Annotated in this window: 22 protein-coding genes; 16 read left to right on the top strand and 6 right to left on the bottom strand. The window is 47.6% G+C overall.

What is annotated here, in order from left to right; genetic code table 11:
- Nucleotides 1-30: 30 nt before the first annotated feature.
- Nucleotides 31-1,152, bottom strand: a complete 1,122-nt coding sequence (locus tag CXL14_RS01820; RefSeq protein WP_014416847.1) for a M20 peptidase aminoacylase family protein — start codon at nt 1,150-1,152, stop codon at nt 31-33.
- Nucleotides 1,153-1,287: 135 nt separating this feature from the next.
- On the opposite strand from CXL14_RS01820, the gene CXL14_RS01815 reads away from it, so the two are divergent.
- From CXL14_RS01815 to CXL14_RS01800, 4 genes are all read left to right on the top strand, one after another.
- A complete protein-coding gene (locus CXL14_RS01815) occupies nt 1,288-2,721 on the top strand; it encodes a YfcC family protein (protein WP_014416848.1) in 1,434 nt (477 codons plus the stop codon).
- A 91-nt stretch (nt 2,722-2,812) separates the two neighbouring features.
- Nucleotides 2,813-3,301 (top strand): DUF6773 family protein, encoded by a 489-nt coding sequence (locus CXL14_RS01810; RefSeq protein WP_014416849.1) that lies wholly within the window; start codon nt 2,813-2,815, stop codon nt 3,299-3,301.
- Nucleotides 3,302-3,533: 232 nt separating this feature from the next.
- The gene (gene amyE, locus CXL14_RS01805) at nt 3,534-5,513 is read left to right on the top strand and encodes an alpha-amylase (protein WP_014416850.1); all 1,980 of its coding nucleotides are present in this window, start codon (nt 3,534-3,536) and stop codon (nt 5,511-5,513) included.
- A 270-nt stretch (nt 5,514-5,783) separates the two neighbouring features.
- Nucleotides 5,784-6,737, top strand: a complete 954-nt coding sequence (locus CXL14_RS01800; RefSeq protein WP_014416851.1) for an L-lactate dehydrogenase — start codon at nt 5,784-5,786, stop codon at nt 6,735-6,737.
- A 41-nt stretch (nt 6,738-6,778) separates the two neighbouring features.
- On the opposite strand, the gene CXL14_RS01795 is transcribed toward CXL14_RS01800, so the two are convergent.
- A complete protein-coding gene (locus CXL14_RS01795) occupies nt 6,779-8,311 on the bottom strand; it encodes an MDR family MFS transporter (RefSeq protein WP_003156627.1) in 1,533 nt (510 codons plus the stop codon).
- Nucleotides 8,312-8,424: 113 nt separating this feature from the next.
- Between CXL14_RS01795 and CXL14_RS01790 the strand changes: the two genes are divergently transcribed.
- From CXL14_RS01790 to CXL14_RS01780, 3 genes are all read left to right on the top strand, one after another.
- The gene (locus CXL14_RS01790; RefSeq protein WP_014416852.1) at nt 8,425-8,886 is read left to right on the top strand and encodes a MarR family transcriptional regulator; all 462 of its coding nucleotides are present in this window, start codon (nt 8,425-8,427) and stop codon (nt 8,884-8,886) included.
- Nucleotides 8,887-8,949: 63 nt separating this feature from the next.
- Nucleotides 8,950-9,579 carry a LysE family translocator gene (locus CXL14_RS01785; protein ID WP_007409057.1) on the top strand — a complete coding sequence of 210 codons (630 nt, stop codon included), beginning with the start codon at nt 8,950-8,952 and terminating at the stop codon, nt 9,577-9,579.
- Nucleotides 9,580-9,643: 64 nt separating this feature from the next.
- The gene (locus tag CXL14_RS01780) at nt 9,644-10,405 is read left to right on the top strand and encodes a YqcI/YcgG family protein (RefSeq protein WP_014416853.1); all 762 of its coding nucleotides are present in this window, start codon (nt 9,644-9,646) and stop codon (nt 10,403-10,405) included.
- Between the two features lies 1 nt (nt 10,406).
- Here the strand turns inward: CXL14_RS01780 and CXL14_RS01775 are convergent, their stop codons facing one another.
- Nucleotides 10,407-11,735: an amino acid permease gene (locus CXL14_RS01775; RefSeq protein WP_014416854.1), complete on the bottom strand. Its 1,329-nt coding sequence runs from the start codon at nt 11,733-11,735 to the stop codon at nt 10,407-10,409.
- A gap of 124 nt (nt 11,736-11,859) precedes the next feature.
- Between CXL14_RS01775 and CXL14_RS01770 the strand changes: the two genes are divergently transcribed.
- Both CXL14_RS01770 and nadE read left to right on the top strand, forming a co-directional pair.
- Nucleotides 11,860-12,456, top strand: coding sequence for a DUF1989 domain-containing protein (locus CXL14_RS01770; RefSeq protein WP_014416855.1), 597 nt, complete (start codon nt 11,860-11,862; stop codon nt 12,454-12,456).
- A gap of 134 nt (nt 12,457-12,590) precedes the next feature.
- Complete coding sequence (gene nadE, locus CXL14_RS01765) at nt 12,591-13,409, top strand: ammonia-dependent NAD(+) synthetase (RefSeq protein WP_014416856.1); 819 nt, start codon at nt 12,591-12,593, stop codon at nt 13,407-13,409.
- Nucleotides 13,410-13,458: 49 nt separating this feature from the next.
- Here nadE and CXL14_RS01760 read toward each other — a convergent pair whose 3' ends face one another.
- The 3 genes from CXL14_RS01760 to CXL14_RS01750 all read right to left on the bottom strand — a co-directional run bounded on the left by CXL14_RS01760 (nt 13,459) and on the right by CXL14_RS01750 (nt 15,351).
- Nucleotides 13,459-13,737, bottom strand: coding sequence for an antimicrobial peptide LCI (locus tag CXL14_RS01760; RefSeq protein WP_007609269.1), 279 nt, complete (start codon nt 13,735-13,737; stop codon nt 13,459-13,461).
- Between the two features lie 178 nt (nt 13,738-13,915).
- Complete coding sequence (tmrB, locus tag CXL14_RS01755; RefSeq protein WP_032863978.1) at nt 13,916-14,509, bottom strand: tunicamycin resistance ATP-binding TmrB; 594 nt, start codon at nt 14,507-14,509, stop codon at nt 13,916-13,918.
- A 53-nt stretch (nt 14,510-14,562) separates the two neighbouring features.
- The gene (locus CXL14_RS01750; RefSeq protein ID WP_014416858.1) at nt 14,563-15,351 is read right to left on the bottom strand and encodes a sugar phosphate isomerase/epimerase family protein; all 789 of its coding nucleotides are present in this window, start codon (nt 15,349-15,351) and stop codon (nt 14,563-14,565) included.
- Nucleotides 15,352-15,568: 217 nt separating this feature from the next.
- Here CXL14_RS01750 and CXL14_RS01745 point away from each other — a divergent pair, with 217 nt between their 5' ends.
- The 7 genes from CXL14_RS01745 (at nt 15,569) to putP (ending at nt 23,723) form a co-directional block, all read left to right on the top strand.
- Nucleotides 15,569-16,879: an MFS transporter gene (locus CXL14_RS01745; RefSeq protein WP_014416859.1), complete on the top strand. Its 1,311-nt coding sequence runs from the start codon at nt 15,569-15,571 to the stop codon at nt 16,877-16,879.
- A gap of 125 nt (nt 16,880-17,004) precedes the next feature.
- Entirely contained in the window at nt 17,005-17,565 is a 561-nt protein-coding gene (locus tag CXL14_RS01740; RefSeq protein ID WP_003156609.1) for a shikimate kinase, read from the top strand.
- A gap of 140 nt (nt 17,566-17,705) precedes the next feature.
- Nucleotides 17,706-18,662 carry a cephalosporin C deacetylase gene (gene cah / locus CXL14_RS01735; protein WP_007409374.1) on the top strand — a complete coding sequence of 319 codons (957 nt, stop codon included), beginning with the start codon at nt 17,706-17,708 and terminating at the stop codon, nt 18,660-18,662.
- A 65-nt stretch (nt 18,663-18,727) separates the two neighbouring features.
- The gene (locus CXL14_RS01730) at nt 18,728-19,513 is read left to right on the top strand and encodes a nucleotidyltransferase domain-containing protein (RefSeq protein ID WP_101287643.1); all 786 of its coding nucleotides are present in this window, start codon (nt 18,728-18,730) and stop codon (nt 19,511-19,513) included.
- A gap of 187 nt (nt 19,514-19,700) precedes the next feature.
- Nucleotides 19,701-20,612 (top strand): proline dehydrogenase family protein, encoded by a 912-nt coding sequence (locus tag CXL14_RS01725; RefSeq protein WP_087920787.1) that lies wholly within the window; start codon nt 19,701-19,703, stop codon nt 20,610-20,612.
- 17 nt (nt 20,613-20,629) lie between these two features.
- A complete protein-coding gene (pruA, locus tag CXL14_RS01720; RefSeq protein WP_101287641.1) occupies nt 20,630-22,177 on the top strand; it encodes an L-glutamate gamma-semialdehyde dehydrogenase in 1,548 nt (515 codons plus the stop codon).
- A 124-nt stretch (nt 22,178-22,301) separates the two neighbouring features.
- Nucleotides 22,302-23,723, top strand: coding sequence for a sodium/proline symporter PutP (gene putP, locus CXL14_RS01715; RefSeq protein WP_230113424.1), 1,422 nt, complete (start codon nt 22,302-22,304; stop codon nt 23,721-23,723).
- Nucleotides 23,724-23,855: the final 132 nt, after the last annotated feature.

The following is a 23,855-nucleotide window of genomic DNA, read 5'->3' as shown; positions in this document are numbered from 1 at the left end:
AAAAGCAGCCCTGTAACGGGCTGCTTTTTTTTAAGCTTCAAACGATTTGAGGACGGCGGCCGTTAATATCTCAACGCCAGTAAAGATGGCGCTTCGGTCAAATGTCATATGCGGATGGTGAAGTCCCGGCTCCAGACCGCATCCCAGGCCGAGCATCGTCGTTTTCAAGTTCGGCACCTTTAACCCGTAAAAATGAAAATCCTCTCCACCGGTTGTCACAAGAGGTTCATCCACATGTTCTTCTCCGAGAATGCCGCTTATCGCAGATGCCATGATGGCTTCCGCCTCCTTGTTTCGCTCGGCTGCCGGGAGGCTGTGTTCTTTTTGCAGTTCAATTTTTGCGCCGAATGCGGCAGCAGCCGCTTCGCAGGCTCTTTCGGTTTCGGCGGTTAATTTCTCCATGGCGGCATTGGTCTGTGCGCGGAGATCAAGGCTGAACGATGCTTTTCCCGGGATGATATTGGAACTCTCTCCGCCTGCCTGAAGCTTTGTCATCTTCACGGAATGCGGGATGCCGGGATCAAGATGAATGAAGCTGAGTTTTTGGACGAGAAGAGCGGCGATTTCGATACTGTTAAGGCCGAGATGCGGTCTCGCGCCGTGGGCTTCTTCTCCGATAATCAGGCCGTCAATATGCTGGCTTGAGCCATGCAGAATGGACGGTGCGCATCGGCCGTTTGCCGTTTCCTGTACGGGGCGCACGTGCACGCCGTATAGGAAGTCAACATCACCCAGTACGCCTTTTTCAATCATTTTCAGCGCTCCGCCGCCTTTTTCTTCCGCCGGCTGAAAAATAAAGCGGATGGTGCCCTTCGGAAGCTGCGGCTGACTTTTTAAAAGCATCATCGTGCCGAGCGCCATCGTCATATGTGAATCATGTCCGCATGAATGGTTCGCCTGAAAGACACCGTCCACTTCCTGCCACAGCGCGTCAATATCCGCCCGGACAGCCACAACGGGCGAGCCTTCTCCGATTTCGCCGACAACACCGGTACAATCATCAAACGTGCGGGTCCGGCAGCCGGCCGCTTTCAGTTTTTCAGTCAGATATTCAGTTGTTTGATATTCTTTCCAGCTTACTTCGGGATTGGCGTGCAGGTGGTCAAAAATATCCATAATGACTTGCTTTTCATGCTCTGTGAGTCTGTTCATGCCGTAAGTCCTCCTTCAAAAGCTGTCTGTTTTTTATTTTTGATATTGAAAACAGGCAATCGGTCTGTATATAATATAGCACACATATCTGTATTTTCTGAATAGTTTATAAATTTAAAGCGGGATGGTGATGGTATGGCTGTTCCCAAGGCCGAACCTGTATTGAAAAAGAAGAAATTGTTTGTGATGCCTGATGCTTATGTGCTGCTGTTCATTGCCGCTTTACTATGCGCGATAGCATCGTACATCGTTCCCGCGGGGGAATTTGACAGGGTGACAAAGGGCAGTGTGACGTCCGCCGTCCCGGGAAGCTATCATTCTTTGAACCAGTCTCCGGTCAGCCCGATCGCTTTTTTTACCGCGATTCAGGAAGGGATGACAAGTTCCGCGCCGATTATTTTTTTAATCCTGTTTACAGGCGGCACCATTGCGATTTTGGAGAAAACGGGCGCCATCAATGGATTGATCAATAATGTCATCAGTACGTTCCGCACAAAACAGCTGCTGTTTATTGCGATTGTCGGATCTCTATTTTCGATCCTCGGTACAACCGGCATCGTCGTTAATTCCGTGATCGGCTTTATTCCGATCGGCCTGATTGTCGCCCGTTCGCTGAAATGGGACGCCGTGGCCGGAGCGGCAGTCATTTATATCGGCTGTTATGCCGGGTTTAACGCGACGATTTTATCACCTTCACCGCTCGGGTTATCACAAAGCATCGCGGAGCTGCCGCTGTTTTCCGGCATCGGCCTGCGGATTGCCGTCTACATTTGTTTTCTGCTATCATCTATTTTATATATTTATCGGTATACGAGAAAACTCAGAAAAGCAAAGGAAGCCAGTCTGCTGGGGAACGATTGGTTTCCGGCGGCAGGTTCACTCCCGCAGGTTTCTGAGCCGGAGGACAAGCATGTCCCGTTTACTGTCCGCCATAAACTGATTCTGGCTGTTGCGGCTTTGTCGCTTGCCGGCTTTTTATACGGCGCGCTTACTCTTGGCTGGTCTGATTCAGAGATGGCCGCTGTGTTCATTTTTATCTCAATCGTGTCCGGCCTGATTGCGGGAATGGCGGCAAATGATATCGCAAAAACGTTTATTACAGGCTGTCAGGGGCTCGTTTATGGTGCGCTGATCGTCGGAATGGCGAGAAGCATTTCCGTTATCCTGGAACATGGAAAGCTGCTTGATACGGTAGTCAATGGACTTGCGTCACTGCTGCACGGTTTCAGCCCGATGGCAGGCGCAATCGGAATGTATATTTCCAGCGCCCTGCTTCATTTTCTGATTTCATCGGGCTCAGGGGAGGCGGTCGTATTTATTCCGATCTTGGCGCCGCTTGCCGATCTGATGGGCATCACGAGACAGGTCGCGGTTGAAGCGGTCATGCTCGGAGAAGGCGTCGTAAACTGTGTCAATCCGACTTCCGGCGTGCTGATGGCCGTACTGGCTGCCAGCGGCATTCCGTACGTAAAGTGGCTTCGCTTCATGATTCCGCTGGCGCTGATTTGGTTTGTCATCGGCCTCGTGTTTATCTGCATAGGCGTCCTGATCAATTGGGGTCCTTATTAACATTTTTGTCAATGATATTTCGGTTTATCATTATGAATCGGCAAGATATAATGGGAGTTGTAAGCCATTCTTAATAGTACGGGAGGAAGTCATGAATCAGCGTCGGAACGGACTTTCAAACGTGAATGGAAAGAGTGAGAGTGTGAAAGAGAAAGAACGAATGATTTGGTCAGAAGTCGGAATGCTTGTGGGCACACTGTCTTTGCTTGATATCATCGTACGCGGACTTGTTCTGAACTGTCCGTTTAGGGAATGGGCCGGAAGCTTGGCGGTTTTCTTCATTATAATTGTTTATTATTGTATCAGGGCGGGAGCGTCGGGAATGCTCATGCCGAGAATAGACACCAAAGAAGAACTGAAAAAGCGGGTGAAGCAGCAGCGGATAGATTCAATTGCAGTCACTTTTGCGGCAGCGGCGCTTACGATGTACGACAGGGGGTTTCCCCATACATTCTTTGCTTGGCTGAAAATGATCTTTCTTTTTATCGTCTGCGGAGGCATTCTGTTTCTGCTTCGGTATGTCATTGTGAAGCTGTCTTACAGAAGAGCGATAAAAGAAATAAAAAAGAAATCATCTTGATGGTGGTTTCTTTTTTTGTTTATAAGAGAAAAGTCTTTTTATTTGATAGGAATAAAGATTTGAATTCACTCTGCCGCGTTGCTTTGATAGAGAGTGTGTGATAAGTTCAAATGTAAGCGTTAACAGAATTCTCCAGTCTTCACAACAATTGAAAGGAGGAAGCTGAAGAAAGAGTAAGAGGAATTTTTGACTCCGCAGTCAGTCTTCAAAAATCAAATAAGGAGTGTCAAAAATGTTTAAAAAACGATTCAAAACCTCTTTACTGCCGTTATTCGCCGGATTTTTACTGCTGTTTCATTTGGTTTTGTCAGGCCCGGCGGCTGCAAACGCTGAAACTGCACACAAATCGAATGAGGTGACCGATTCATCGGTCAAAAACGGGACCATCCTTCATGCATGGAATTGGTCATTCAATACGTTAACAGAAAATATGAAAGAGATTCGTGATGCGGGTTATGCAGCCATTCAGACGTCTCCGATTAACCAAGTAAAGGAAGGGAACCAAGGAGATAAAAGCATGTCGAACTGGTACTGGCTCTATCAGCCGACATCGTACCAAATCGGCAACCGTTACTTAGGCACTGAACAAGAATTTAAGGACATGTGTGCAGCCGCGGAAAAATATGGCGTAAAAGTCATTGTCGATGCGGTTGTCAATCATACCACCAGCGATTATGGCGCGATTTCTGACGAGATTAAGCGTATTCCAAACTGGACCCATGGAAACACACAAATTAAAAATTGGTCGGACCGATGGGACATCACTCAAAATGCATTGCTTGGGCTGTATGATTGGAATACTCAGAATACTGAGGTGCAAGCCTACCTGAAAGGTTTCTTGGAAAGAGCATTGAATGACGGAGCAGACGGGTTCCGCTATGATGCCGCCAAGCATATAGAGCTTCCGGATGATGGGAATTACGGCAGCCAATTTTGGCCGAATATCACAAATACATCGGCGGAGTTCCAATACGGAGAAATCCTGCAAGACAGCGCGTCCAGAGATACTGCTTATGCGAATTATATGAATGTGACGGCTTCTAACTATGGGCATTCCATCAGATCCGCTTTAAAGAACCGTAATCTGAGTGTGTCGAATATCTCCCATTATGCATCTGATGTATCTGCGGACAAGTTAGTCACATGGGTGGAATCACATGATACGTATGCCAATGATGATGAAGAGTCTACATGGATGAGTGATGACGATATTCGTTTAGGCTGGGCAGTGATTGGTTCGCGCTCAGGAAGCACGCCTCTTTTCTTTTCCAGGCCTGAGGGCGGAGGAAATGGTGTAAGATTTCCCGGAAAAAGTCAAATAGGAGATCGCGGGAGCGCCTTATTTAAAGATCAGGCGATCACTGCGGTCAACCAATTTCACAATGAAATGGCCGGGCAGCCTGAGGAACTCTCAAATCCGAATGGGAACAATCAAATATTTATGAATCAGCGCGGCTCAAAAGGCGTTGTGCTGGCAAATGCAGGATCATCTTCTGTCACCATCAATACTTCAACGAAATTACCTGACGGCAGGTATGATAATAGGGCCGGCGCCGGTTCATTTCAAGTAGCGAACGGCAAACTGACAGGTACGATCAATGCCAGATCCGCGGCTGTTCTTTATCCTGATGATATTGGAAATGCGCCTCATGTCTTTCTTGAGAATTACCAAACAGAGGCAGTCCATTCTTTCAATGATCAGCTGACGGTCACCCTGCGTGCAAATGCGAAAACAGCAAAAGCCGTTTACCAAATCAATAATGGGCAGGAGACAGCATTTAAGGATGGAGACCGATTAACGATCGGGAAAGAAGATCCAATCGGCACGACATACAACGTCAAGTTAACCGGAACGAACGGCGAGGGTGCATCGAGAACCCAAGAATACACGTTTGTCAAAAAAGACCCGTCTCAAACCAACATCATTGGCTATCAAAATCCGGATCATTGGGGCCAGGTAAATGCTTATATCTATAAACATGATGGAGGTGGGGCCATAGAATTAACCGGATCGTGGCCGGGGAAAGCCATGACTAAGAATGCAGATGGAATTTACACGCTGACGCTGCCTGCGAATGCGGATACGGCCGACGCAAAAGTGATTTTTAACAATGGCAGCGCCCAAGTGCCCGGACAGAACCAGCCCGGCTTTGATTATGTGCAGAATGGTTTGTATAACAACTCTGGTTTGAATGGTTATCTTACGCATTAATGGATAGGGCCATCATCACATCAGCGTGCCGACAAACCCTCGCTTCTGAGAAAGGGACAGCGCGTCTTCAATCACGCTGAAAAGATGACAACATCCTAAAACGGTTCCGTTTTAGGATGTTGTCAACAATCTGGAAACCATCATCGATATTTTTTTGTCCAAAAATCAAACTTTTCTCTTGCAAAAGTTTGTGAAGTGTTGCACAATATAAATGTGAAATACTTCACAAGATAAAAACAGACACCACGAAACACTGGAGGATGAGCATACATGATGAACGAACGAGTGAACAAAGTAGCATTAATCGGAGCAGGTTTTGTTGGAAGCAGTTATGCATTTGCGTTAATTAACCAAGGGATCACAGATGAGCTTGTGATCATTGATGTAAATAGAGAAAAAGCCATGGGAGATGTCATGGATTTAAATCACGGAAAGGCATTTGCGCCTCATCCGGTCAAAACGTCTTACGGCACATATGAGGATTGCAAGGATGCCGATATCGTGTGCATCTGTGCAGGGGCCAATCAAAAACCGGGCGAAACGAGACTTGAGCTGGTCGAAAAAAATCTCGCCATTTTTAAAAGCATTGTCGGTGAAGTAATGGCAAGCGGATTTGACGGCATCTTCCTCGTTGCCACAAACCCGGTCGACATTCTCACTTATGCGACATGGACATTCAGCGGGCTTCCGAAAGAACGCGTCATCGGCAGCGGCACGACACTGGATTCTGCGCGATTCCGTTATATGCTGAGTGAATACTTCGGAGCCGCTCCGCAAAACGTACACGCCCACATTATCGGCGAGCACGGCGATACCGAGCTTCCTGTATGGAGTCACGCCAATATCGGCGGAGTGCCGGTGCAGCAATTGCTGGAGAAAAATGCAGCTTACAAACAGGACGAGCTGGATCAGATCGTTGACGATGTGAAAAACGCGGCCTACCATATTATCGAGAAAAAAGGCGCGACATATTACGGAGTGGCGATGAGCCTCGCCCGCATCACAAAAGCGATTTTGCGTAATGAAAACAGCATTTTAACCGTCAGCACATATCTGGACGGCCAATACGGTGTAAACGACGTCTTTATCGGCGTTCCGGCTGTCGTCAATCGGAACGGCATCGCAGGTGTGACGGAACTTGAGCTGAATGAAACAGAACAGGCTCAATTCAGCCGCAGCGCAAACGTGCTGAAAGATATTCTCGCTCCGCATTTCGCAGAGTAAACAAAAAAGCAGTACATGACAAACGCCATGTACTGCTTTTTTTAATTCGCTTTTTTCGCCATTTCCTGAGAGGTTTTTACTCTCGCTTTTCCCATAAACAAAATGGTAACGGCGGCAATGACGATCGGCGCCAGCGCAAGCGTAAATACATATGTGATGCTTTGCGACATGGCGTCAATAATGCGATCCAGAATGTGCGGCGGAATATGAGCGCGCGTGCCTGCCTGGAAAATCTCCTGCGGATTTCCGATGTTCTGCATCGCGCCGCCCGCTCCTTTCATGCCGCTGAATGAATCTGTGAGCTTATTGGTAAACACATTCGTCTGGATGGTTCCGAAAATCGTCACACCGAGTGTCATGCCGAATGATCTCAAAAACGAGTTTGTTGAGTTGGCGCTTCCGCGGTAACGCGGCTCCAGATCGTTCATGGACGCGGCCGGCAGCAGTGAGAAGTTAAAGCCGACGCCGAATCCGGAGATCAGCATGAATACCGTCAGCATCGTACGCGCCGTATCCGGTGTCATATTGGAAAGCAGCAGCATTCCGATAAAGAAAGCGACCACGGAAATCAGCATTAAATTGCGGAACCGCACTTTCGTCTGGAAAATTCCGCCGATCATACTTCCGATAACAGAACCGATCATCATCGGCGTCAAAATAAAGCCCGCGCTTGTCGCGGTGCTTCCGTACACAGCCTGAACGAAGATCGGGATAAACACCGCTAAAATGACGAACGTGGCTCCGTAAAGGAACGCCAGAATCTGTGCCGTAGCAAATAAACGGTTTTTAAACATCCAAAATGAGATAATCGGTTCTTCCGCTTTTCTTTCCACAATAAAAAAGGCGATAAAGAACACGGCGAACACAGCGAACAGACCGATGATCTGCACGGAGTTCCAATCATATGTTTTTCCGCCGAGCTCAAGAGCGAACATCAGACCGACAATGGAAACCACCAGCGTGATTGCGCCGGCCCAGTCGATTTTCTGCTTCTTGTGTTCAAGGGATTCTTTATAATAACGCAGAATGAAAAACAATGATAAAATACCGATCGGCACGTTGATGTAAAACACCCAGTGCCAGCTGATGGAGTCGGTAATGAGCGCGCCTAAAAGCGGCCCGAGAACGCTGGACAGGCCGAAAACGGCACCGAACATGCCCGACATTTTTCCGCGTTTTTCCGGCGGAAATAAATCAAAAATGATCGTGAAGGCGATCGGCATCAGCGCGCCTCCGCCGATTCCCTGAATGACGCGGTAAATAATAAGCTGATCCATTGTTTGGGCGATTCCGCATAATGCAGATCCGATTAAGAAAAGAATAAGACCGAATAAAAAGAAACGCTTGCGTCCGTACATATCGGACAGTTTTCCGTAAATCGGCATACCGGCCATAACGGCTACCATGTATGATGCCGTCACCCACGCGAACTTATCGAAACTTCCGAGGTCCGCCACGATATTTCCCATCGCAGTGGCAACGATTGTATTATCCATAGCCGACATTAAAATGCCCAGCAAAAGACCGATGACGACAAACTTCGTCGAGGCGTCCTTCGCGGCTGTTTGTTCCATGCTTTTTCCTCCCATACTTACTTTTGATCATTAAATTTGCTATGATCATATTAGATTTGCCGAAAATTATCTTGATCGTCAAGATAAATTGATTTTATAGGGAGGCCTGTCAGTTGTCAACAAGAAATACCAGAAGCGAGACGGAGGAAACCGCCATACAGTTATTCCGGAAGATGGCCACAAGGACGATCCTTTTTCATCAGGCGGCCGCTCAATCTCTCGGTCTGTTTCCGACCGATTTGAAATCAGCTGATATCTTAAATGAAGCAGGCCCGATGACCGCAGGCGAGCTTGGGAAAAAAACCGGCCTCAGCACAGGTTCGGTAACGGCGCTCATTGACCGGCTCGAAAAAGCGGGATATGTCATGAGGAAAAAAGACCCCGAAGACAAACGGCGGGTGATCATCGTGCCGCTGACAGCAGGAAAAGCGAATGTGAAACAATTGTTCAGCTCCTTATCCCGGTCTACGATCAGCCTTTGCCGGCAATATAAAGAAGAAGAATTGCAGCTGATATTCGATTTTTTAGGAAAAGCGACGGACATGATGGAAGACGAGCTTGAGAAATTAAAATAATGTATCATAGCACGGCCCATTCATGAATAACTTGTACAAGTTGCATGAATGAGGGGGAAGCCAATGAACATCTTTTTAAGCTATATCGTTCTCGGGCTGTCATTGTCAGCACCTGTCGGCCCGGTCAATGCGGCGCAAATTGACAAAGGCATCAAAAACGGCTTTTGGCATGCATGGATTTTCGGTCTTGGCGCCATGGCCGCGGACGGGCTGTATATGATTCTGATCTATTTCGGGCTGTCTCAATTTTTGACCGCTCCTTTTGTAAAAACGTTTTTGTGGCTCTTCGGTTTTTTCGTGCTGACCTATACGGGAGTCGAAACGTTAAAAAATATCAGGGAAGCCATGAATGTCAGAAGCGGAAAAGGAAAACCGGCTTTTTACAAAACATTCGGCGCGGGATTTTTTATTTCTCTTTCCAATCCGCTGAGCATTTTATTCTGGCTCGGCATATACGGGAGCATTCTCGCCAAAACCGCTGAATCCTTCGATGCAAATCAGCTTTTGATTTACAGCTCCGGCATTCTTCTCGGCATTTTGATCTGGGATTTCTGCATGGCGGTCGCCGCGAGCACTTTCAGAAATCTCCTTCATGAAAAAGCGCTCCGCTGGCTGACGGGAGCGGCGGGTGTGTCTTTGATCGTTTTCGGGTTTTATTTCGGATGGCAGGGGATTCAAATGCTCATCTCATAAATAGAAGAGTCACCCATCGCCTATCTCCGTCATAACGTATCATGACGATACTGGAGGTGGGCCGATGGCAAGCGGGCTGTACACAAAAAGTTGCCTTGAGGAAAAGTTATTGGATCTGCCAAATTGGCAGAGAATCGCTTTTGAGCTTCTATCAGAAAAAGTAGGCGATAAAGCGGATACGTTTCCGTGCATTCCCGGACGTCAGGGATTTTTGACAGATCAGCTCCGGATATCCTTTGCGGGTGATCCCCGCGAAGAGGGAACCCCGGAGGAAGTGGGGATGCTGCTGTCAGAGTACGGAAAGATCTCAAGGGATACCGGAAGATACGCGTCGCTGCTTGTGATTTTTGATACGCCTGAGGATTTAGCTGAGCATTATTCCATTGAGGCGTATGAAGAGCTGTTCTGGTCTTTTTTAAACCGGCTGAGCGGCTGCGACCCGAATGACTGGCCGGAAGATATGCCGGAAGACCCTGAACATTATAAATGGGAGTTCTGCTTTGCCGGCGAGCCGTATTTTATTCTGTGCGCGACGCCTGCGCATGAAGCGAGACAAAGCAGAAGCTTCCCTTTTTTTATGCTGGCGTTTCAGCCGAGATGGATTTTCGAAGGATTAAATGATTCAACCGCGTTCGGACGAAACATGAGCCGGCTGATCAGAAAACGCTTAGAGGCGTATGATGAAGCCCCTCTTCATCCCCGATTGGGGTGGTACGGAGGAAAAGACAATTTAGAATGGAAGCAATATTTCCTCCGTGATGATGAGACGCAAGTGTCAAAGTGTCCCTTTTCTTATTTGAAAAGACTGTTTAAACCGACGAAATAAGCTATGATCCGGCAGGGCTGTGTCCCTGCTTTTTTTGTACGATCCATGTCACGATCGCAATGACGGCGAGAAAACAAAGGCTGACCAGAAAACCGGGCCGGCTCGATTTCTCAAACAGCGTCCCGGAGACGGCCGCGACGATCAGCACAAGGGCGATAACAATCTGTGCGGTTCCCATCTTTGTCGTTTCGAGCAGTTTCTTGCCCGAGAACAAAATGAACAGCCACGTATAAAGAAGCATGAGGCCCGCCGCGGTTGTCATGTGTTCATATATGTTTTTTGGCAGCACCAGTGACAGGATGATGGAGACGATGAGTCCGGCAAACGTCAATCCGAGCGCAGGCCAGCAGATTTTTTTGTTTTCCTTTAACCTGAAGCATTTCGGCGCATCCCCGTCATCGGCCATTGTACAAAGCAATGTCGTCACGGCAAACAGCGAGGCGACGAGCGTGGAAAATCCCGCAATAATAAAAATCCCGTTAAAAATATCAAGAATGATATCTAAATGAAAACCCTTCAGCGATGTAATAAACGGGCTGTCCTGTTCGGTGAATTTGCCCAGCGGCACTAACAGCAGCGCCAGGCCGAGAGAAATGACGTAAATGACCGCAAGTACGGCAAGCATCAGCCGGCCTGATTTTGAGGCTTCCTCCGGTTTTTTCAAGTGTACGGTCATCAGCCCCAAGACTTCAATTCCTCCGAAGGCGTAAAACGCATAAATCAGTCCCGTCCATAACCCCATCGCTCCGTGCGGGAACAAATCCTTTGACTCGTTCGGCACCTGCACATCCGGTTTATGAGAAAATATACCGCACAGCGCCAATATGGCGATCACGATAAACATAAAAATCGCCGCCGTCTTGACAACAGCGAGCACATTTTCCGTTTTTTGAAAAACGGACAGCCCCGTAAATATAATCAAAAGACCGAGCACCGCATAGATGGAGGCGAAAATCCACAGCGGCACATTCGGAAACCAATGCTTCGTAAACAGCGAGATCGCTGTCAGCTGGCTTCCCGTGATCAGCATCTCGGACGACCAGTACACCCATCCGTTGCTGAAACCGGCCCAAGTGCCGAAAGCCTTTCTCGCATAAGCGCAAAAAGACCCCTTTTCGGGCTGTTTAGCCGAAAGCTTCGCAAGCTGCTCAAAGACAAAATAGGTGCCAAGCCCGGCAATAAGAAATGAGATCAGCGCGGAATATCCGCTTTTGACAATAGCGATGCTGGACCCGAGAAAAAAGCCCGTCCCGATTGTGCAGCCGACGCCGATTAAGGAGAGCTGCCACCAAGCGAGATTTCCTTTAGGCTGGTCCTGTGATTTACTCATGAAGTTCAACCCCTTTATCAAAGCTTAGATTGCGGCCGTCAGAAGGGGAATATACATCCAATAAATTGCTTTACATGAAACAAACGGCCGGAGTTCATAATAGAAGAAAAAAAGGAGCAGTCTGATGACACAGCAATTTATCGTACCGCCGAAAAAAGGGCTTGGTCTAAAGGTTCACAAAGGGCAGATTATAAAAGTTGTCGATGTGGAAGGACAGCAGGTGGCTGACTTCACGGCGTATCATGCCAAGGACTTTTATGAACATCTTGATCAGGGCGCGACGATTGATGCCAACCAGTCCATTCATGTAAAAACGGGTGATCATATTTATTCGAATTTATACAAGCCGATGCTGACGCTGATTGAGGATACAGTCGGCAAGCATGACCTGCTGCTTCCCGCCTGCCGTCCGGATATGAACAGGCTTTTATACGGAAAGCATAAAGACGAGCTCCAGGATACGTGCTATGACAATATGAGCGGGGCGCTTGAGCCGTTCGGGGTGCCGCGGCCGCATATGCATTACCCATTTGCCATCTTTATGAACACGGTGCTCGATGAGAAGGGGAACTTATCAGTCGAAACGCCTCTTTCTGACGCGGGTGATTATGTACGGCTCCGTGCGGAAATGGATCTCCTCGTCGCGTTTTCATCCTGTCCGATCGAAAAAGGAAAATGCAACGGAGACAGCATCACGGCGCTGCGGGTGGAAATCAGCTGATCCCGGTGTATTTGATTCACTTAAAATCCGCACCTGTGCTATATTTAACAGAGAGTCGTACATAGTGGCATGATTCATTTTCAGCATGAACGGGAAATGAATCATAAAGAAACAATGCAGGAGGAGTGATTGGGATGAGCATCCAGAAACAAATTATGAATGATCTCCATGTAAAGCCCTCAATTGATCCGAAACAAGAAATTGAGGACAGAGTGAACTTTCTGAAACAATATTTGAAAAAAACAGGTGCCAAAGGCTTTGTGCTCGGCATCAGCGGGGGGCAGGATTCCACGCTTGCGGGACGCCTCGCCCAATTGGCGGCTGAAAGCATCAGAGAAGAAGGCGGAAACGCTGAATTTATCGCCGTCCGCCTTCCGCACGGCACACAGCAGGATGAGGATGACGCCCAAATGGCGCTCAAATTCATTAAGCCTGATAAATCTTGGACGTTTGATATTAAGTCCGCTGTCAGCGCGTTCGCCGATCAGTACAAAAAAGACACGGGCGATCAGCTGTCTGACTTTAACAAAGGAAATGTAAAGGCCAGAATGAGAATGATCGCTCAATATGCCATTGGCGGACAAGAGGGGCTGCTTGTCATCGGAACCGACCATGCGGCCGAGGCGGTGACCGGTTTCTTCACGAAATACGGTGACGGCGGAGCTGATCTGCTGCCGCTGACCGGATTAACGAAACGCCAGGGCAGACGTTTATTAGAAGAGCTCGGCGCGCCGGAACGCCTGTATTTGAAATTACCGACGGCCGATCTGCTTGATGAAAAACCGCAGCAGACTGATGAGACCGAACTGGGCATCACATACAATGACATTGATGATTATTTAGAAGGCAAGGACGTTTCTTCCGAAGTGATTGAGGCGCTGGAAAAACGCTACCTCAGTACGGAGCATAAGCGCCAGGTGCCGGCATCAATGTTTGATGATTGGTGGAAATAGAATGAAAAAACCTCCCTTTTGAAAGGGAGGTTTTTTGTTTATTTCATTTTTATTTATCTACACTTTCATAAATCCCTACCCAATACCCTTTGCTGCTGTCATAGTATTTGCTTTTAAAAATCCACTTTGTTCCATCTAAAACGAAAGAAGCAGCGAAGTTGCCGTTAGGGCTTTGAACGAGTTTGATGGCATTAATGCCGGCATCTGCTTTCGTTGAGATTGGGCTATTTTCCACGGATGCTGTTGGTGATGCGGCAAAGGCAGGAGCGGCAGACATCAGTAAGGCAAGAGACAGCGCAGAACCGGTTAACACTTTTTTGAATTTCATTTCGAGCACTCCCTTTTCAAATGAAATGTATTACAGTGTTAATAATTAGATGATTATCCATAAAATACCTTCTATGTTTCTAAAATTTTTTTCTTCATTTGAAAAACATTCCTTCAGAGGGACTTTTTATTTATTGATCCATTTGCATGGGTCAGGGACATGTTTTCAAAACGTTTTTTTATTTGATGCGGATATGATTCAGCTTCACCATCAATCTGTCGGTGAATCTTCGAAGGCTGCCTCTCGAATCAGGCTCAAGAGGCAGATTTGCTTGGGCAGCGATCGTTTCTGCGACCTGCTGAATAGACATTTGGTCTGTATGGAGATGTTCTGTGAAGAGGCTGTCAGACAGGCTGTTGATGCAGCGGTCGATTTGTTTTGCGGCCCAGGAGTTTTTTCCTTCCGCTCTGGTGCGCAGGCGTTTCAGCAATGTTTCCTTTGAAGCCAGCAGGGTAAAGTGGTGAATGGTCCGGCCATCCTGTCTCAGTCTGCTGATCATGTCATGGAAGTATTGATCGTTCGTAATGGTCATGGGCACAATGATGATGCCCTGATATGTATCTGACAAATAGGAAAGCATGCTGTAATTGAATTCCCGCCACAGAGGGTAGCTTTGAAAGTCATCTTCAGCGATATCCGGCGGTATCATCGAACGCATCGCAAACCCCATCTTTTCAGGATCATATACGTAAGACGGTTTCAGTCTTCTGTGCAGTTCAAACGCTGTTTGTGTTTTTCCGGAACCGAAAGCCCCATTTATCCAAATGATCATCATGTATCCCCCTTTTTCTATATGATACAAAAAAAGACCCTTCGATCGAAGAGTCAGCGGGAAAAAACAGACGTATATTCGCGGAGCGATTCCTTTATATGCGTAAAGGCATGTTCTCCAAAATACTCAAGAGAAACAAAACCGTCATATTGTCTGTTCATCAGCTCTTTTAAAAATGCTTTTTGATCGAGATCTCCTTGAAAAATCGGAGTTGGCTTGCTGAGATACCAGTTGTCAAAATTCCAGTGATAGTTTTTGAGATGAATGTGGCTGACGGTATGATACAGTTTTTCTAAAGCGGGCATTTGGTCAACGTGATTGACGTGTAGGTTGGAGCCGTCAAAAATGGTGCGGACCCGCGGATGTCCGACACCCTCCAAAAATGCCAGCGCCGCCTCCGGTGTATCCGCGTACGTGTCGTAATGAATCTCAAGCCCGATATCGACTTCATAGTCATCTGCGAGCCGTGCCGCCTGCTGAAATTGATCAACCGCACGCTGCCACTTTTCCGGTGACGTCCGATGCGAAGGAAGATTGCCGGCAAAGACTCTGATCAAGGGACTGTGCAGCTGTCGTGCCGCGCTTAATGCCCTTTGAACATCCTTTAACGCCTGCCTTTCATCCTGAGTGGCGAAGTCAGTGTACAAACTGACGGCAGGCACCCCGATGCCTTCCTCCTGAAGCTGCTGATCAAGCCTGTCGAGCGGGCCGATTTCCTCTATATATTGTTTAGCGTGTCCGTACCACAGTTCGATTCCGTCAAAGGAGTGCTCCTTCGAGAAAGAAATGATGTCGAAAATATGCTTTTTTTTAAATCCTGTCGTGCAAAAACTCAGTTTCATCGGTAATCCTCCTGTAACTGTCTATCATATGTGTACTTTTTCCCCGGGTGTGATACGGATAAACAGGTGAAAAGGGCAGACACTTTTATAAGCGGGGTGTGTCTGCATCAGGTCAGTGCGGCACACAAATTGTTTAGCGCTTTTTTGCGTCAAAGTATTAAATAATTGACCGAAGTGTTGTACAATTAATTTCATTCGAGTAAGGGGGGAGAAGCCATTGAAAAATGAAACGGAGCTGACGGACTTCAGTCCCGTCCGCAATAAACCGACTCGCGCTCGTTATGTGATACTGATTCTTTTGTTTTTTATCACTGCGATTAATTATATAGACCGTGCCAGTGTATCTATCGCCGCCCCGTCCATTCAGACATCGCTGAACATAAGCCCCGCGCTTTTGGGCGTCGTCTTTTCCGCATTCAGCTGGACTTATACGGGAATGCAGATTCCCGGCGGGCTCATTTTGGACAAATTCGGGTCAAAACGGACGTACGGCGTTTCTTTATTGATCTGGTCTGTTTTCACCGGAGTGCAGGCTTTTGCGGCCAGTTTCGGATTTTTATTCGGCTGCCGCCTGATGATCGGGCTGGCTGAATCGCCTGCGTTTCCGGCAAACAACCGGATTGTCACGACATGGTTTCCAAGGCGGGAACGCGCCTTTGCGACGGGTGCTTATACGGCGGGGGAATATGTGGGGCTGGCGTTCGCCACACCGGTTTTATTCTGGGTGTTAACGGCATTTGACTGGCGCGCCGTCTTTATTTCCTCAGGGGTGCTCGGGCTTGTTTTCTCCATTTTCTGGTTCAAAATGTATCACGAGCCGAATCGGTGCCGGAAAGTGAACCGGGAGGAGCTTGATTATATTAGAGAAGGCGGCGGACTGACAGAGGTGTCAGAATCAGCCGGCAGGATCACGTGGCCGGATTTCGTCCAGCTTCTTAAATACCGCAAGCTTGTCGGCTTGTATATCGGCCAGTTCGCCGTAGCCTCCACGCTGTTCTTCTTTTTGACATGGTTTCCGACTTATCTGGCGGAGGCAAAGCACATGGCTTTCTTAAAAGTCGGCTTCGCCGCATCAATTCCGTATATCGCTGCCTTTTTCGGCGTATTGTTCGGCGGATATTGGTCTGACGGAATGATGAAACGGGGCGTGTCGGTGAACGTTGCCCGGAAAACGCCCGTCATCCTCGGTCTTCTGCTGACAGGCTCCATCGTGCTCGCGAATGTTACGGATTCTGCTCCTGCGGTTTTGACGATCTTATCCATTGCTTCTTTTGCGCAGGGCATGTCCAATATATCCTGGACGATGCTGAGTGAGGTGGCGCCAAGCGAAACAATCGGATTGGCAGGAGGCGTGTTTAACTTTTTTGCCAATATGGCCGGTATTATCACCCCGCTTATCATCGGGTTTATCGTCTCTGCGACCGGTTCATATAACGGAGCGATTCTGTTTGTCGGCGCTGTCGCATTTATCGGGGCATTTTCTTATATTTTCATTGTCGGAAAGGTGGAACGCATTACGCTCCGATAGAAAGAAAAACTCATCTCTTCTTATAAAGGATGGGTTTTCTTTCATTGCATTATCTCTATATTTCAATATTGAGTTATCATATAATAAACATAACTTTTTCATTTCTTAGGAGGATTTCGCCGAAGATGAACGCAAAACGTGCCATTCCCGTAAGAGAAAGAAATATCGTACTGATCGGATTCATGGGTGTCGGAAAGACAACAATCGGCCAGCTGGTCGCTAAGAAATTATACAGAGACTTCATTGATATTGATCTGCAGATTGAGAAAGATTTCAATATGTCCATCCCTGAAATGTTTGAGAAAAAAGGTGAAGCCTTTTTCCGTCAGACCGAAAAGGATTATATATTAGATATCTGCCGCAATACGAAATTCAAGATCGTGTCTCTTGGGGGCGGTTCGTTTAAACAAGAGGAAATCAGACAGTGCTGCCTTGAAAACTGTCTCGTGCTCCATCTTGATCTATCATGGGAGAATTGGAAGCAGCGGGCTGATCTGCTGATTGAAAGCCGTCCCGTTCTGCATAACCGTTCCATGGATGAAATGCAGCAGCTCTTTAACGAACGCCAAAGCATCTATGATAAACATAATTCAAAAGTGGCGACGGATAATCTGGAACCAGAAGAAATAGCCGATTATATCGTAGAAACGTTAAAAATCGGCTGGGACCTGTATCAGCCGATGTAAAAAAAGCCGTGACGCTGTGAGCGCACGGCTTTTTTGTTTTTAAACAAACGTTTATTAAAATGTTTAGAAAATGAGTGTAAAATCGTGTTAAGATAGAGTCAGAAAATTAAATCTTATAAAACAAAGGAGAATAATCGGATATGCAATTATACGACTTGCCGCTCGACCAACTGCAAACCTATAAACCAAATAAAACCGCTCCTCATGACTTTTCGGATTTTTGGGCATCATCATTACATGAGCTTGCAAAGGAAGAGGCAAAGCCTGAATTGAAGGCTGAAAGCTACCCGGCTGACGGCGTGAAAGTATTCCGGCTGACATACCGAAGCTTCGGCAAGGCGGAAATTGAGGGATGGTACGCCGTTCCCGACCGGCAAGGACCGCATCCGGCCATCGTGAAATATCACGGCTATAACGCGAGCTATGACGGGGATATACATGACATCGTAAATTGGGCGCTTCACGGATATGCCGCGTTCGGCATGCTTGTCCGCGGTCAGCACAGCAGCACAGATACAAGCGTCTCACCGCACGGACACGTTCCCGGCTGGATGACGAAAGGGATTTTAGATAAAGATACATATTATTACCGCGGCGTGTACTTAGACGCCGTCCGGGCTTTGGAAGTCATCAGCGGCTTTGATGAAGTGGATGAAACGAGGATCGCCGTCATCGGCGGGAGCCAGGGAGGCGGCCTTTCAATCGCCGCGGCGGCACTATCTGACATTCCGAGAGCGGTTGCGGCCGATTATCCTTATTTAAGCAATTTTGAGCGGGCCATTGATGTCGCCCTTGATGAGCCGTATCTTGAGATTAACTCCTTTTTCAGAAAGAACGGCAGCCCTGAAACGGAGAAGGCCGCGATGAATACACTGGCCTATTTTGATATCATGAATCTGGCGGACCGCGTAAAAGTTCCGGTGCTCATGTCCATCGGGCTGATTGACCGCGTGACCCCGCCGTCGACGGTGTTTGCCGCTTACAATCATCTGGAAACGGAAAAAGAATTGAAGGTTTACCGGTATTTCGGACATGAATACATACCTTCTTTCCATACGGAAAAGCTGGCCTTTCTGAAAGCGCATCTGAAAGGCTGACAGCAGCGAAAAGCCCAAGTAATTGGGCTTTTTTCAGGAATGATCACGGAAAAGGACGGATACAGATGGAACAAAGGATCATTGAAGAATTAAAACGAATTGAAGCACAGCACGGCGTCAAGGTGCTTTATGCCGTAGAATCAGGGAGCCGCGCATGGGGATTTCCGTCAAGCGACAGCGACTACGATGTACGGTTTCTCTATGTGCCGAAAAAAGAATGGTACTTTTCGATCGAACCGCATAGGGATGTCATAGAAGAGCCGATTCATGACATGCTTGACATCAGCGGCTGGGAACTGAGAAAAGCGCTTAGGCTTTTTAAAAAATCAAATCCGCCTCTTTTGGAATGGCTCTCTTCTGAGATGATCTATTATGAAGCTTTCTCAGCGGCTGAAAAGCTTCGAAAACTGAAAACCCGCGCCTTTTCGCCTGAAGCCGGCATCTATCATTATCTCAATATGGCAAAACGGAATGAAAAAACGGAACTGCGGGGCAGTGAAGTGAAGATTAAAAAGTATTTTTACGTTCTGCGTCCTCTCCTTGCCTGCAGATGGATTGAAACATTCGGCTCCGTACCGCCGATGTCATTTCCCGTACTGGCCGATGCCTTATTGACGGATGAAGCGCTCATTTCTGAAATCAATACACTGCTTACAAGGAAAAAAAGCGGTCAGGAGCTGGCTCCGGAACCGAGAAATACGATCATTCATGCATTTATAGAAGAAGAAATAGAACGCATCGGGCACTATGTCAAAACGATCAAAACGCCGAAACCTGACATAACGGAGGAACTGAATCGGCTATTGATTCAGACCGTCGAAGAGGCGTGGGGGGAAAAAGGCGGAAATTGACGATTGCCGTCATTTCCGTCCGCCTTTTTTCGGCATAATCCGCCTGCTTTCTAAGAAGCTGATTGTGGTAAAACCACAAAAATTTATCAGAATCTTTGTATTTTTAGAATATTGTGAGAGGATGTTTTGTCCATTTACAATAGACTCATACAAATACTTCTTAGATTGCGGGGTGTTAAGGTTGGAAGTGATTACAAGAGATTTTTTCTTATTTTTATCCAAGAGCAGCTTTCTCAATAAGATGGCGCGAAGCTGGGGAAGCCGTGTGGCAGCCGGCAAAATCATCGGAGGAATGGATTTCCGCAGTTCTATCCCGACAATCCGACATTTGAACAGCCAGGGGCTGTCAGTTACTGTCGATCATTTGGGGGAATTTGTCAACAGCGGTGATGTCGCGAAAGAACGCACCGAGGAGTGCATGCAGACCATCGCCTTAATCGCTGATGAACAGCTGAATTCCCAAGTGTCATTAAAAATGACGTCTTTAGGTCTTGATATAGATCTCGATCTCGTCTATGAAAATATGACGAAAATCCTCCAAACGGCTGAAAAACATAAAGTCATGGTGACGATTGACATGGAAGATGAAACGAGATGCCAGAAGACGCTGGATATCTTTAAAGACTTCCGGAGCCGGTATGAATATGTTAGCACCGTGGTGCAGGCTTATCTGTACAGAACGGAGAAGGATCTTGATGACCTCAGCCCGCTGAATCCGTTTCTGCGGCTTGTCAAAGGGGCCTATAAAGAATCGGAAAAGGTGGCCTATCCTGAAAAAAGCGACGTCGATGAAAATTATAAAAGACTCATCCGCAAACAGCTTTTAAAAGGACATTATACGGCAGTTGCCACGCATGATGACAAAATGATCGAGTTTACAAAACAGCTTGCCAAAGAGCACGGCATTCCAAACGACCGTTTTGAGTTTCAGATGCTGTACGGCATGCGCTCGCAAACCCAGCTCAGCCTGGTGGAAGAAGGATACCGCATGAGAGTCTACCTGCCTTACGGGGATGACTGGTACGGCTATTTCATGAGACGGCTCGCCGAACGCCCCTCAAACATCGCATTCGCCTTTAAAGGGATGACTAAGAAGTAAAAAAGGGAGAGATGACAATGACTACACCTTATAAACACGAACCATTCACGAATTTCCAAGATCAATCGAACGTTGAAGAATTTAAGAAAGCGCTTGCGACGGTAAATGAGTATCTGGGAAAAGATTATCCGCTCGTCATCAACGGTGAAAAGGTAGAGACGGAAGCGAAAATCGTTTCAATCAATCCGGCTGATAAAGAAGAAGTCGTCGGAAAAGTGTCAAAGGCGTCCCAGGAGCACGCTGAGCAAGCGATTGAAGCAGCTGCGAAAGCGTTCGAAGAGTGGAGATACACCTCCCCTGAAGAAAGAGCGGCCGTTTTGTTCCGCGCAGCTGCCAAAGTCCGCCGCAGAAAGCACGAATTCTCCGCCCTGCTCGTCAAGGAAGCGGGAAAACCTTGGAACGAAGCTGATGCGGATACGGCGGAAGCCATCGACTTTATGGAATACTACGCGCGCCAAATGGTTGAATTGGCAAAAGGCAAGCCGGTCAACAGCCGCGAAGGCGAGAAAAACCAATATGTATACACGCCGACTGGAGTGACAGTTGTTATTCCGCCGTGGAACTTCTTGTTTGCGATCATGGCAGGAACAACAGTGGCGCCGATCGTTACTGGAAACACAGTGGTTCTAAAACCTGCGAGTGCTACACCTGTTATTGCAGCAAAATTTGTTGAGGTGCTTGAAGAGTCCGGATTGCCAAAAGGCGTAGTCAACTTTGTGCCGGGAAGCGGAGCAGAAGTAGGCGATTATCTTGTTGACCATCCGAAAACAAGCCTTATCACATTTACGGGATCACGTGAAGTCGGTACGAGAATTTTCGAACGCGCGGCGAAAGTGCAGCCGGGACAGCAGCATCTGAAACGCGTCATTGCAGAAATGGGCGGTAAAGATACGGTTGTCGTTGACGAAGATGCGGACATTGAATTGGCGGCTCAATCCATCTTTACATCAGCATTCGGCTTCGCGGGACAAAAATGTTCTGCAGGTTCACGTGCAGTTGTCCATGAAAAAGTGTATGATCAAGTATTAGAGCGCGTCATCGAAATCACTGAATCAAAAGTGACGGCAAGCCCTGACAGCGCTGACGTGTATATGGGACCTGTCATCGACCAAGGTTCTTACGACAAGATCATGAGCTACATTGAAATCGGAAAAGAAGAAGGCCGTTTAGTAAGCGGCGGCACCGGAGATGATTCAAAAGGCTACTTTATTAAGCCGACGATCTTCGCTGACCTTGATCCGAAAGCCAGACTCATGCAGGAAGAAATTTTCGGGCCTGTCGTTGCATTTTCTAAAGTGTCAAACTTTGATGAAGCTTTAGAAGTGGCAAATAATACTGAATATGGTCTGACAGGCGCGGTCATTACAAACAACCGCAAACATATTGAACGGGCGAAACAGGAATTCCATGTCGGCAACCTGTACTTCAACCGCAATTGTACGGGAGCGATTGTCGGCTACCATCCGTTCGGAGGCTTCAAAATGTCCGGTACTGATTCAAAAGCGGGCGGCCCGGATTATTTGGCCCTCCACATGCAGGCGAAAACAATCAGTGAAACGTTTTAAGAGGGACTGAATGGGCATCCTCCTCGCGGGGGGTGTCCATTTCACCATAAACATATAAAGCGGAGGAGGAAATGCCATAGCAAACATTCAGTTGATTATTTCCATTTGTATTTATATGGCGGGCATGCTGTTTATCGGTTATTTCGCCTACAGACGGACGTCAAATCTGACGGATTACATGCTCGGGGGGCGTTCTTTAGGCCCTGCCGTCACAGCGCTCAGCGCGGGAGCGGCGGATATGAGCGGATGGCTCTTGATGGGGCTTCCGGGTGCTATGTTCTCGACAGGATTAAGCGGCGCTTGGATTGTGCTCGGGCTTGTGCTCGGGGCGTGGGCGAACTGGCTTTTCGTGGCGCCGAGACTGAGAACGTATACCGAAAAAGCGGGGAATTCCATCACCATTCCGGGTTTCCTTGAAAATCGTTTCGGTGATCATACGAAGCTTCTCAGACTGTTTTCGGGTCTTGTCATTCTCGTCTTTTTCACATTTTACGTATCATCCGGCATGGTCTCAGGAGGCGTCTTATTCAACAGCATTTTAGGGTTGAATTACCACACGGGACTGTGGGTCGTGACAGGCGTCGTTGTCGCCTACACCTTGTTCGGGGGCTTTTTGGCGGTAAGCTGGACGGACTTTGTTCAAGGGATCATTATGTTTGCGGCGCTTATTCTCGTGCCGATTGTGACGATTTTCCATACGGGCGGCCCGGGGGAAACCGTTGCCGATATCCGTTCCGTCAACCCGGAACTGTTTAACATGTTCAAAGGGACGACCGTCCTTGGCATTATTTCTTTATTTGCGTGGGGGCTCGGCTATTTCGGGCAGCCGCATATTATTGTGCGCTTTATGGCGATCACATCTGTGAAAGAAATCAAACGCGCCAGACGGATCGGAATGGGATGGATGATTTTGTCTGCACTAGGCGCGCTGTTTACGGGTCTTGCGGGAATCGCGTATTACCACCAGCACGGACTGAAGCTGGCTGATCCGGAAACCATTTTTATTCAGCTCGGCAACATTCTGTTCCACCCGATTATTACGGGATTTCTCATTTCTGCGATTTTAGCGGCCATTATGAGTACGATTTCGTCTCAGCTGCTCGTTACGTCCAGTTCTTTAGTGGAGGACTTGTATAAGTCCATGTTCAGGCGTTCGGCTTCTGATAAGGAACTCGTATTTCTGGGGAGAATGGCAGTGCTTGCGGTGTCAATCATCGCTTTGGTGCTCGCCTGGGAGAAAAACAACACGATACTTGGTCTTGTCAGCTATGCATGGGCGGGATTCGGCGCGTCATTCGGGCCGGTCGTACTGCTCAGTTTATTTTGGAAACGGATGACGAAATGGGGGGCACTCGCCGGCATGATTGCGGGAGCGATTACCGTAATCATTTGGGCGAATGCCGGTCTTTCAGACTTTTTGTACGAAATCATTCCGGGCTTTGCTGTAAGCCTTGCCGCTGTATTTGTCGTCAGCTTATTGACACAGGCTCCGTCAAAAGATGTCACAGATCAGTTTCATGATTACCGTGATACACTTTCTCAATAAAAGCAAGGAACGAGAGGAAGAAGGGACCGCCCTTTTTCCTCTTTTCACGATACAGGCTTTCGGATCGTTCCGTTTTGGGAATATGTGAATTTTTTTCTATACAAAAAGTCACCCCGCAGAGTATGATAAAGA

This window comes from Bacillus sp. SJ-10, from assembly GCF_002843505.1.
In the GTDB taxonomy this organism is placed as follows: domain Bacteria; phylum Bacillota; class Bacilli; order Bacillales; family Bacillaceae; genus Bacillus; species Bacillus velezensis.
Note: the sequence above shows the minus strand (reverse complement) of the source record. Positions and strands in the feature narration are given on the sequence as shown.

Coding starts and splice junctions, on each gene's coding strand:
- CXL14_RS01820 (WP_014416847.1), bottom strand. CDS start 1,152: ATGAACAGACTCACAGAGCATGAAAAGCAAGTCATTATGGATATTTTT.
- CXL14_RS01815 (WP_014416848.1), top strand. CDS start 1,288: ATGGCTGTTCCCAAGGCCGAACCTGTATTGAAAAAGAAGAAATTGTTT.
- CXL14_RS01810 (WP_014416849.1), top strand. CDS start 2,813: ATGAATCAGCGTCGGAACGGACTTTCAAACGTGAATGGAAAGAGTGAG.
- amyE (WP_014416850.1), top strand. CDS start 3,534: ATGTTTAAAAAACGATTCAAAACCTCTTTACTGCCGTTATTCGCCGGA.
- CXL14_RS01800 (WP_014416851.1), top strand. CDS start 5,784: ATGATGAACGAACGAGTGAACAAAGTAGCATTAATCGGAGCAGGTTTT.
- CXL14_RS01795 (WP_003156627.1), bottom strand. CDS start 8,311: ATGGAACAAACAGCCGCGAAGGACGCCTCGACGAAGTTTGTCGTCATC.
- CXL14_RS01785 (WP_007409057.1), top strand. CDS start 8,950: ATGAACATCTTTTTAAGCTATATCGTTCTCGGGCTGTCATTGTCAGCA.
- CXL14_RS01780 (WP_014416853.1), top strand. CDS start 9,644: ATGGCAAGCGGGCTGTACACAAAAAGTTGCCTTGAGGAAAAGTTATTG.
- CXL14_RS01775 (WP_014416854.1), bottom strand. CDS start 11,735: ATGAGTAAATCACAGGACCAGCCTAAAGGAAATCTCGCTTGGTGGCAG.
- CXL14_RS01770 (WP_014416855.1), top strand. CDS start 11,860: ATGACACAGCAATTTATCGTACCGCCGAAAAAAGGGCTTGGTCTAAAG.
- nadE (WP_014416856.1), top strand. CDS start 12,591: ATGAGCATCCAGAAACAAATTATGAATGATCTCCATGTAAAGCCCTCA.
- CXL14_RS01760 (WP_007609269.1), bottom strand. CDS start 13,737: ATGAAATTCAAAAAAGTGTTAACCGGTTCTGCGCTGTCTCTTGCCTTA.
- tmrB (WP_032863978.1), bottom strand. CDS start 14,509: ATGATCATTTGGATAAATGGGGCTTTCGGTTCCGGAAAAACACAAACA.
- CXL14_RS01750 (WP_014416858.1), bottom strand. CDS start 15,351: ATGAAACTGAGTTTTTGCACGACAGGATTTAAAAAAAAGCATATTTTC.
- CXL14_RS01740 (WP_003156609.1), top strand. CDS start 17,005: ATGAACGCAAAACGTGCCATTCCCGTAAGAGAAAGAAATATCGTACTG.
- cah (WP_007409374.1), top strand. CDS start 17,706: ATGCAATTATACGACTTGCCGCTCGACCAACTGCAAACCTATAAACCA.
- CXL14_RS01730 (WP_101287643.1), top strand. CDS start 18,728: ATGGAACAAAGGATCATTGAAGAATTAAAACGAATTGAAGCACAGCAC.
- pruA (WP_101287641.1), top strand. CDS start 20,630: ATGACTACACCTTATAAACACGAACCATTCACGAATTTCCAAGATCAA.
- putP (WP_230113424.1), top strand. CDS start 22,302: ATGCTGTTTATCGGTTATTTCGCCTACAGACGGACGTCAAATCTGACG.